Here is a 10,646-nt window from a genome sequence, read left to right as displayed (position 1 = left end):
CAATACTTAGGGATAAAAAGCCCTTTGAATTACGATTACCTGAAGTACATAAAAAATTATATTTAAATAGTAATTTACACGAAGTAATATAACATATAATTTAAAACTCACTCTTGTCCATTATTCGTAAAATAGTAATGGTTTATTAAGTGTACCCTTTTTTAAAAAATTACTTTTTAAAATTTTTTATTTTTTTGTATAACTGGTCTATGCATTTAAAAAAATAAAGGCTCTTTTTAAAACCTTTTTTTGTAAACATAATTCTGTTATATAGAAGTATCTTTAAAATCAGATAAGGCTTCTTTGTCAGAAAATATAAATATTTATTCCATATATCAAATTCATAATAACACAGTTGAATAATATTGTAAATTAAGTTATTATTTCATATTATTTTATATTAATAATGTATTTACATTTATTACAATAAAAAGTATACTTTAGTTACTATATATAATGAAGGAGAAGATATGCACATGAGAAGAGAAATTGATAGATATTTTACAGAATATTTAACATCTATAGAAAAAACTAAAGATTATATTAGTGATGATAATAAAATAGTAATAGAGCTAGATAATGAAACAATAGAGAACATAATAAATAATGAAAAAAACACCTTTATCTCAAGTATCTATTCTTATGATTCTTTTTTTAAGACTATGCCTTCTGAAAATGCTTATACAGTTCTTACAAATAAACGTAAACCTAAATGTATAATAAAAACTTTAAAGGTTGAAACTATAAAATTCGAAGATATTACTGAAGATAATATTAACTTAGAAAACAATTATTTGAGCATAGATGAGTGGAAACAAAAGCATATTGGAATTTTTGAAGAAGAATGTAGAGAAGCATTTAGAGTATTTAATCCTAATGTACCAATAGTAATTGAAACCTTTGAACTTGTTTATATCTAAAATGCTAAAATAGGCTGGTACCAAAAGAAATTTTGATACCAGCCTATTTTATTATTCTATTTCACAATGCATATGTTCATCAGCTTCATCCCATTTAACAAGATATCCTTCACCCTTAGAACAGAATATTGAAGTAGATGTATACTCAATATCAGCATCCTTATTATAGTTAATTTCTTCAATTACTTCTGAAGTATTGTGACATTCATCATAACCATCATACATTAAGCTTATTGTTCCCTTACCCTTTGTAAAGGCAGTTATTTCTGATGGGTATTCCATAAGTGTTTTTACAGGGCCTCTTCCATATATAAAGGCTCTATCATTATTGATTTCTGCAGGTTCAAACTCACCAGAGAATTTTTGAATATCTGAAAGAACTCTTCCTAAATATTCAGAAGGCACATTTATTCTAAATCTATAGTAAGGTTCTAAAAGTACATTTTCTGCCTTTTCAAGACCTTGTCTTAAAGCTCTAAAAGTGGCTTCTCTAAAATCTCCTCCACTAGTATGCTTTAAATGTTCCCTTCCTGTTAATAAAGTTATCTTAAGATCTGTTACAGGTGATCCTGTTAAAAGACCATGATGTTCTCTTTCAAAAATATGAGTTTTAATTAAGTTTTGATGCCCTATAGTTAAATTATCTACATGACATTTACTTTCAAAGGATATACCACTATTTCTTTCTCCTTCTTCAAGCTTTAAATGAACTTCTGCATAATGTCTTAAAGGTTCAAAATGTCCAGATCCAAGAACACTTCCTCTTATAGTTTCCTTATATAAAATCTTACATGGTCCAAAGTCTACATCAAGATTAAATCTTCTTTCTATTTCTTCCTTAAGAACTTCTAACTGAATTTTTCCCATAATTGCTATTTGAAGCTCCTCTAGCTTTTCACTATATTGAACATTTAAAGCTGGGTCTTCATCTTCTAAAAGTTTAAATATCCTGTATACTTCCTTTATATTAGTGCTTTCATCAAAAATAACACTACTCATAAGAGAAGGTTGCATTTGAAAATCAACTTTATCATCCATGCCAATAGCATCTCCACATTTTCCAATAAAAAGTCCTATAGCTGCAAAATTATCTCCTGCTTCAATTTTATCAACAGTTTTAAATTTATTTCCATTATATATTCTTAACTCGTTAATCTTTGCTTTCTCACCATTTATAGTTATTTCTTCTTTAGTTTTAAGACTTCCTTCTAAAGCTTTTATAAAAACTACTCTATTACCTTTTTCATCATGTCTTACCTTGTAAATGCGGCCTTTAAAATCCTTTGAATCCGTATTATATTTAGTTTCAGTAAGTTCATCAAAAATCTTTAAAAATTCATTTATACCAATATCCTGAAGGGCTGACCCCTCCATACATGGAAAGGCTAAAGAATTCATTACTTCTTTTCTTAAAGTTTCTAAAACATCTTCTTTAGTAACTTCACCTTCAAAGTACTTACTTAAAAGTTCTTCATCTCTTTCTGAAGTAAACTCTATTATTTCCTCCTTTGAAAGATAATCTCCTTCTAAAAATACAGCGTCCTTTGTAAAGTTATCTTGAATTTCCTTTAAAACTCTATGTCTATCATAACCTTCTCTATCACATTTATTTATAAAGAAAAATACTGGCTTGTTATAATGCCTTAAAAGGTTCCATACTGTTTCTGTATGAGACTGTATTCCTTCTACTCCACTTACTATTAAAATAGCTGCATCTAAAGATTCAATTATTCTTTCCATTTCACAAGAAAAATCTACATGTCCAGGAGTATCAATTAAAAAGTACTCATTGTCTCCAATATTAAATACTGCTTCTTCAGAAAAAACAGTAATTCCTCTTTCTTTTTCTATTTCATTATTATCAAGAAAAGTATTTTTATGATCTACTCTTCCCTTATTTCTTATGGCTTTAGTATTAAATAATACCTGCTCTGAGAAAGTAGTTTTTCCACTATCTACATGAGCTAAAACTCCTATTGTCTTCTTCATATTTATCTCCTAACCTATTTTACATACAAGAATATGCCTCTTGAAATTGTTTTTACTTATAGTACATTTATTAACAATATTATATCCTAAGCTCTTTAAATAATCATCAAATTCTGTTGTTTCAACTAAAACAAGCTTAGGTGCAAGGTCTTTAGCCTTTCTTAAAAGAGATTTTTGGACTTCCTCTGTTGTGGCAGTAAAAAGACCATAAGGCATATCTAAAATTACCACATCAAACTTTTCATCTGATTTAGTCATATCCCTATTCTCAACTACATTCTGGAAGCCAAAGTACTCTAGATTCTTAACTGCATTTTCAGCAATTTGAGGATTAATTTCATATCCTTTAATATTAATTCCTAAATCAAGAGCCTCCACTAAAACAGTACCAACTCCACAGCAAGGATCTATGAGCTTTAAAGAATAATCATTTCCAACAGCAATATTTACTATTGCCTTAGCACATTTTAAAGTTAAAGCATTAGAATAAGAATACGGTCTTTCATCGTGACCATGCCATTTAAAATCATTCTTTTCTAAAATTCCAAAAATCCACTCATCACCTATTTTTGAAACTCCAAGCATTGCCTTAGGATTATGAATATCTGCTTCCCCATTTACTGCTATTCCAACAGTTTTAAGTGCAGCCAACCTTTCTTTGTAGCTTACATCATTATTTCCGCTTTTTAAATATGCTACCTTAAATCTATCAAAGGAAATATTATTTTTAGTTATATTTTCTGCTATTTCCTCTATAGATTTTCCTGAAAGCAAAATAGTTATTTTTTCTTTTATAAAGGGACTTCTAGAGGGGTTGGTATCAATGTCACTTATTATATGCCTAAATACAGGAACATATCCAAAAATACTTTCCATCTCTAAATTACAAAGTTCCTCATCTCTTTCGCTGTTATAATTTATTAAATAAAAAAACTTCTTCAATATTATACCTCTTACTATTTTTGTAAAAAGTTAAAGGCACAAAAAACTCCGTGCCTTTTAAAAACTTTTATTCTTCTATATATGTTTTTATTTTTTCTGCACTTTCATCTATGCTGAATACTATATTATCGTCAACCTTTAGTGTAGATTCATTTTCTTTTATTATCATTTGTCTGCTGCCATCTTTACTAATCTGCATAGCTTTAGCTGGATTTAATGACACCTTAAACTTTTTATCTTTAGCTCCTGTAAGCTTAATTACAGCACCATCATAAGCAGCATGGTTTAGAATTTTTATATGTAATATATTATTAAATTTAGAACCACAGCCTTCTCCACCCTTTACAGCTGATTTTAAAATTACAGCTTCACCATTTATAGTAAGCCATCCTCCACTTTGAACTGACTTTACCATTATATTAAGTTTATAATTTTTTTGGATCTTACTTAAAAGATTACTAAGTTCAAATATATCTAATTCAAAATTCATTATTAATCACCTCATTGAAATGATTATACACTAGTATAAAGTAAATTTAAAGTTAATAAATATAGTAATGAATAATAATTAAATAGGACTATATTTATGATTAAAGAATTTGAAAAACGAGATATTAAGTTAATTAACAAAATAATTCTTAGTGGTACATTAATTATTTTTTTACTTTCTTCATTATTTCATTTTTTATTTAACATTACTGGTGGAAGCACAATCGCTGCAATATTTTTTCCTGTAAATGAAAGTGTATTTGAACATTTAAAACTTGTTTTATATCCTTCCATTATATTTTGGATAGCATCTTATTTTATTTTAAATAAAAATTATAAAATAAGTTTTTCAAAATGGGTAATATCTATGACTTTATCTATAATTACAAACATGCTATTTATACTTGCTTGTTTCTATGTTGCACGCTATGCCTTTAATATTGAATCTCTAATTCTTGATATCTTATCTATTTTAATAGGTTCTTTCTTAGGCCAGCTTCTTGGAATGCATTTTTATAATAATGGCCAAAAAAATATTTTTTTAAGTTCTATATGTATTTTATTAATTATTATAATGTGTATATCTTTTGCAAATTTTACATTCTATCCTCCAAAGCTTCCTTTATTTATGGAACTTTCATCTGGAAAATATGGAATTTAAATAAGTTTAGGCTCAATTACAAAATATATTAAAAAGGATAGACCAAATAATTTTTAATTATTTAGTTTATCCTTATTACAAAAACATATTTTTTTACTTTTCTTTAATTATAAATTCATTATTCTTACTTACAATTTTAATACCAAGCTCATCATTTAAAGCCTTAAGGCTTCTAACATCATTAATGTTATGAAGATTTTTTCTTCTTACAAGTCTCTTAACTTCTCTTAAAATATCCTTCTTTTCATCTTCCTTAAGATGAGCTCCTTTAAGCATATAGAAGTTTATGCACTTTAATGTAGTTAAGATTTGCTCATCGCTTATCTTATTAATATCCATAAGAACCCATGTAAAGTCCTTTCTTCTTTCATTAGGTGGATAAGCTTCCTTAAAAAACTCTATGAAGTGATTTACCTTTCCTGGTTCCTTATTAAATACATACTTACCTATTTGCTTCTTTAATTCATTTTTTAAATACATTATTGTATTTGGCTTTATTGATTCATGCATTTTATCTATGCTTTCATATACAAAATCATATACACTTTGCATTTGATCATAATCTATTTCTTCCACTTTTTTCAATACTCTAAGCTTATCAATATATTCTAAAACATTTTTCTTTGTATCTAAATTCTTATCATATAAAGCTTCATAGACTTCTTTTCCATTTAAGCCTTGTAGATTTATTTGTTCATCCATATATATGTACCCTGCCTTTTTCTTTTTTTTCAGTATACTATAATTTTAGCCTTTAGCAAATTAATTTCTATTATAACTTATAATATTTATAATACTTTGTATGAAGAAGCTCGTGAGATAACAGACTTCCAGGCTGACCTAAAAGATTCTTATAAAGTTTTTTAATCTCTGGATTTTCAGAGCTTCTTCTTATTTTACTTTCTTCATCTATCTTATTCACAGCTTCTGTTCTATTTTTAAGCTTTTTTAAGTTGCTTTTTATAAAGGGCTGGCCTCCACCATTTATACATCCTCCTGGGCATGCCATAACCTCTATAAAATCATACTTTTTAACATCTCCCTTTAAAAGATTTTGAGCTTTTCCTAAAGAAGAAACATAAGCAAATTTTATATTTTCTCCTCCTAAAATAGTTTCACCTTCTAAAATTCCATCTTCATTTTCTAAAAAATCTATAGAATTTTCCTTTAACTCTTTTCCTTCAATTTTATTATAAGCAGTTCTAATAGCAGCCTCCATAACTCCACCAGTTTTCCCAAAAATCATTCCAGCTCCAGAAGAGACTCCAAAAGGAGAATCAAAATTGCTTTCTTCTAAGGAAGTTACATCAATGGCACATAACCTTAAAAGCCTTGCAAATTCTCTAGTTGTTATTACCATATCCACATCATCCTTCATTTCTTCTCTATCTGCCTCATACTTCTTAGCTATACATGGCATAATAGACACTACAAAAATATCTTTCTTATTTATATTAAACTTTTTATGAAGAAAGGCTTTTGCTACTGCTCCAAACATCTGCTGAGGAGACTTTGCACTAGATAAATTATCTGTAAATTTAGGATACTTTGTTTCAACCATTCTAACCCAGGCTGGGCAGCATGAAGTAAACATAGGAAGATTCTTTTTATTCTTTAGTCTTGAAATTAATTCTTCTGATTCTTCCATTATAGTAAGATCTGCTGAAAAATTAGTATCAAAAACCTTTTTAAAATTTAATAGTTTTAAGGAAGATACTATTTTACCAATAGTTAAGTCTTCTAGCTTCATATTAAACTCTTCACATAAGGCTACCCTTACTGAAGGTGCTATTTGAACTACTGTATACTTTTTATTTTCTTCTAAGACTTCTAAAAGCTTTTTGTAATCAAATCTTTCCTGAAGAGCTCCTGTAGGACATACAGCTACGCATTGGCCACAATAAGTACAATCAGTTTCCCCTAATAATTTTTCATTAAAGGTAGATATAAAACTATTAAAGCCTCTTTCAGCAGGAGTAAGAACATGAATACCCTGTACACTACAGCATGAAGTAACACATCGTCTACATAATATACACTTTTCTTCATCTCTTATAATAGGAGTTGTATCATCATATCTTTTTCTAAGCTTTCCTTTTGTAGTAACTCCTGTTATGCCATAATCCCTTGCTAGAGCTTGAAGCTCACAGTTTAAATTTTTACTGCAGTTTAAACAATCACTAGGATGATTGGAAAGTAAAAGCTTTAAAATGGTCTTCCTTGCTTCAATGGCCTTTTTAGAATTTGTAAAAACCTTCATTCCTTCTTTAACAGCAAAAGAACATGCTGGCTTTAAATCTCTATAGCCCTCAATTTCAACCATGCATACTCTGCAGGTTCCTCTACAATTTACTGATTTATTATCACTCATTTTCATATAACATAAAGTTGGTATTTTTATATTTATTTTTTCTGCTGCTTCTAAAATAGTTGTACCCTCTTCAACTTCAATGTTTTTATTATTTATAGTTAACCTAACCATAGAGCTCCTCCTACTTAACAATAACAGCTTTCATTGGACATACAGAATAGCATGCACCACACTTTATACACTTAGTCTTATCGATTTTATGCTTTTCCTTAACTTTACCACTTATACAGGACATAGGACATGCTCTTGCACACTTAGTGCATCCAACACATTTATCACTTATTTCATATACAACAAGTTTTGTGCAAGTCCTACTTCTACATAGCTTTTCATTAACATGCTCTAAATACTCATCATAAAAATATTTCATAGAACTTAATACAGGATTTGTAGCAGCTTCACCAAGACCACATAAGGAGGTACTTTTTATTACTTCACAAAGATTTTTAAGTTCTACTAAATCACTTTCTGTACCTTTTCCTTCTGTTATTTTTTCTAAAATCTCAAGAACTCTCTTGTTTCCTATTCTGCAAGGAGTACACTTACCACAGGACTCATCACAGGTAAATTCCATATAAAACTTAGAAATATCAACCATACAGTTATCTTCATCCATAACTATCATTCCGCCAGACCCCATCATAGAACCAATAGATTTTAGTGAATCATAATCAATACTTATATCCTTTAAAGACTTTGGAATACATCCTCCAGATGGACCTCCTGTCTGAACTGCCTTAAGTTCTTTACCATCCTTTACTCCTCCACCTATATCTTCAATTATTTCATTTAAAGAAATACCCATAGGCACTTCAACTAAACCTACATTTTCTATGTTTCCAGCTAAAGCAAAAACCTTAGTGCCTGTACTCTTAGTTGTTCCAATACTTCTATACCATGAGGAGCCCCTATTAATTATAGGATTTATATTAGCAAAGGTTTCAACATTATTAACGCAGGTTGGTTTTTCCCAAAGTCCTTTTTCAGCTGTTCTTGGAGGTTTCATGCTAGGCTCTCCTCTGTTACCTTCAATAGAATGAATTAAGGCTGTTGCTTCTCCACATACAAAGGCACCAGCACCATATCTTATTTCTATTTTAAAATTAAAGCCAGTACCTAAAATATTTTCACCTAAAAGCCCCTTATCCTCTGCTTCTTTAATAGCTATTTTAAGTCTATTAACTGCTAAAGGATATTCTGCTCTTATATAAATGTAGCCAATATTACTTCCAATAGCTAATCCACAGATTTCCATAGCCTCTAAAACTGAATGAGGATCTCCTTCTAATATAGCTCTATCCATAAAAGCACCAGGATCCCCTTCATCTGCATTACAGATTACATATTTTATATCAGAATCATATTTAGCAGTAGTTTCCCATTTAACTCCCGTCTTAAACCCTCCGCCTCCTCTTCCTCTAAGGCCTGAATTTTTAACTTCTTCTATAATCTCTTCTCTTTTCATAGATGTAAGAGCTTTTCCAAGTGCTGAATATGCCCCTCTTCCTATAGCTTCTTCTATATTTTCAGCATCTATAATTCCACAGTTTCTAAGGGCAATTCTATGTTGCTTTTTATAAAATGGAATATCCTTTTGAGATTTAATTTTAATTTTAGTTTTTGGATCTTCATATAAAAGTCTTTCTACAACTTTATTATTTTTAATATGAGAATTTATAATTTCATGAATATCATCTTTACTTACCTTTGTATAAAAAACATTATCAGGCTCTATATTAATGATAGGCCCCTTAGCACAAAAGCCAAAACATCCTGTCATAATAACCTTAACTTTATCTTGAAGATTATTAATTTTAATTTCTCTTTTAAGTTCCTTTGAAATTTCATCACTACCAGAAGCCTTACAGCCTGTTCCTCCACATATTAATATGTGAATTTTATCAGTTTCAGTCTTTTCAAATCTTAATTTCATAGTTTTATAATATTCATTTTTTAACTTTAGAAGCTCTTCATAATCCTTAATTACTTCCATGCTTTTCCTCACTAAACTCCATTATTACTTTTCTAACATCTTCTTTTTTAAACCTTCCATATAACTTATCTCCAACGCTTACAATTGGTGCAAGACCACAAGCACCAACACATCTTAAAGTATTTAATGTAAATTTGCCATCAGCTGTAGTTTCACCTGGATTAATCTTTAAAATCTTCTTAAACTCTTCTAAGATTTCATGGGAGCCTTTAACAAAACAAGCTGTTCCTGTACAGACACTTATAACATGTTCTCCCTTAGCTTCTGTTGTAAAGTAGGAATAAAAAGATATAACACCATATATTTTTGACTTTGGAATATTCATCTTCTCCGAAATATGTTCTTGCATATCTATATCAATATATCCATACATATCTTGAACATAATGCAAAACTTCAATTAAAGCTCCTTTTTTTGATTGAATATTATCAATGAAACTATCTATTTCTCTATAATTATGTCCACAAAAAGTCATGAAACCTCCATGCAAAAAACTTATTACAATTAATTTTAGTATTTAATTTTGTAAGTATGCTAAAAAATTTGAAAATAATGTATTTTGTTATAATATTTTCATTGCGTAGTTTTTAATATGTTATTTTTAAGGCTAAAAATCTCATTTTTATCATTTTAACAGAATAATTTTCATGTTTTTTTAAACATTTAATAATTAAGAGATTTTTTTCTGAATAGCTTCTTTTTGGTATAACAATAATTTAGGTAGTTTCTTTTTGATACTTTCTCAAAAATACCATTGTATCTTAATATATTGAAATTTCTACACAATAGACAGCTTTTTTTGTAGGTGTTAGAATTCCATTAATATAATAGACAGAATCAGGGGGCAAATCATGGCAGATTATATATCATGCAGTTGATTTTATTAATCCTCAGTATTTTATATTATTTGCATTCTTATTATGCTCTGCAATGTCCTTTATAACAGGTACATCCTTTGGAACTGTTGGTACAATGGGAATTGTATGTATGACTATTGCAAAATCTTTAGATATTAATACTGTTATTGTAGGTGGTGCAATTATTTCAGGTCTATATTTTGGAGATAGATGTTCGCCCAATGTCGTCAACTTAGCAATAAGAGACTTAAAAAAGAAACCTTAGATTAAATTTTTTTCAATAGCTATTTAAAATTTTCTTAAAAAAATGGTACACTAAATAAATCCACTGGTAAAAGTGAATTTTAAAGTATGTATTTATTTTTAATATTAAATGCAGGATTTAACATTATGATGATGCTTTTTCCTTGGATGTTTGTTTTTT

At 28.8% G+C, this 10,646-nt stretch carries 10 protein-coding genes; 3 read left to right on the top strand and 7 right to left on the bottom strand.

Going from position 1 to position 10,646, the window contains the following annotated elements; translation table 11 throughout:
- Positions 1–476 precede the first annotated feature (476 nt).
- Positions 477–920 carry an ASCH domain-containing protein gene (locus tag BM384_RS12040; protein WP_175537362.1) on the top strand — a complete coding sequence of 148 codons (444 nt, stop codon included), beginning with the start codon at positions 477–479 and terminating at the stop codon, positions 918–920.
- Between the two features lie 51 nt (positions 921–971).
- Here the strand turns inward: BM384_RS12040 and BM384_RS12035 are convergent, their stop codons facing one another.
- The 3 genes from BM384_RS12035 to BM384_RS12025 all read right to left on the bottom strand — a co-directional run bounded on the left by BM384_RS12035 (position 972) and on the right by BM384_RS12025 (position 4,341).
- Complete coding sequence (locus BM384_RS12035; protein ID WP_090013927.1) at positions 972–2,909, bottom strand: GTP-binding protein; 1,938 nt, start codon at positions 2,907–2,909, stop codon at positions 972–974.
- 9 nt (positions 2,910–2,918) lie between these two features.
- Positions 2,919–3,851 carry a TRM11 family SAM-dependent methyltransferase gene (locus tag BM384_RS12030; protein WP_242946019.1) on the bottom strand — a complete coding sequence of 311 codons (933 nt, stop codon included), beginning with the start codon at positions 3,849–3,851 and terminating at the stop codon, positions 2,919–2,921.
- A gap of 67 nt (positions 3,852–3,918) precedes the next feature.
- A complete protein-coding gene (locus tag BM384_RS12025; protein WP_090013925.1) occupies positions 3,919–4,341 on the bottom strand; it encodes a hypothetical protein in 423 nt (140 codons plus the stop codon).
- Between the two features lie 96 nt (positions 4,342–4,437).
- On the opposite strand from BM384_RS12025, the gene BM384_RS12020 reads away from it, so the two are divergent.
- Positions 4,438–5,001, top strand: coding sequence for a DUF6512 family protein (locus BM384_RS12020; RefSeq protein ID WP_090013923.1), 564 nt, complete (start codon positions 4,438–4,440; stop codon positions 4,999–5,001).
- Between the two features lie 93 nt (positions 5,002–5,094).
- Here BM384_RS12020 and BM384_RS12015 read toward each other — a convergent pair whose 3' ends face one another.
- The 4 genes from BM384_RS12015 to BM384_RS12000 form a co-directional block, all read right to left on the bottom strand.
- A complete protein-coding gene (locus BM384_RS12015; protein ID WP_090013921.1) occupies positions 5,095–5,703 on the bottom strand; it encodes a cytochrome P450 family protein in 609 nt (202 codons plus the stop codon).
- Positions 5,704–5,773: 70 nt separating this feature from the next.
- Positions 5,774–7,483, bottom strand: coding sequence for an NADH-dependent [FeFe] hydrogenase, group A6 (locus tag BM384_RS12010; protein ID WP_090013919.1), 1,710 nt, complete (start codon positions 7,481–7,483; stop codon positions 5,774–5,776).
- A gap of 10 nt (positions 7,484–7,493) precedes the next feature.
- Positions 7,494–9,305, bottom strand: coding sequence for an NADH-quinone oxidoreductase subunit NuoF (locus BM384_RS12005; RefSeq protein ID WP_242946020.1), 1,812 nt, complete (start codon positions 9,303–9,305; stop codon positions 7,494–7,496).
- 46 nt (positions 9,306–9,351) lie between these two features.
- On the bottom strand, positions 9,352–9,840 hold the full coding sequence (locus BM384_RS12000; RefSeq protein WP_090013914.1) for an NADH-quinone oxidoreductase subunit NuoE family protein: 489 nt from the start codon (positions 9,838–9,840) through the stop codon (positions 9,352–9,354).
- Between the two features lie 383 nt (positions 9,841–10,223).
- On the opposite strand from BM384_RS12000, the gene BM384_RS17390 reads away from it, so the two are divergent.
- The gene (locus BM384_RS17390) at positions 10,224–10,487 is read left to right on the top strand and encodes a Na+/H+ antiporter NhaC family protein (RefSeq protein ID WP_139232108.1); all 264 of its coding nucleotides are present in this window, start codon (positions 10,224–10,226) and stop codon (positions 10,485–10,487) included.
- Positions 10,488–10,646: the final 159 nt, after the last annotated feature.

This window comes from Clostridium sp. DSM 8431 (genome assembly GCF_900116755.1).
Lineage (GTDB): Bacteria > Bacillota > Clostridia > Clostridiales > Clostridiaceae > Clostridium.
Note: the sequence above shows the minus strand (reverse complement) of the source record. Positions and strands in the feature narration are given on the sequence as shown.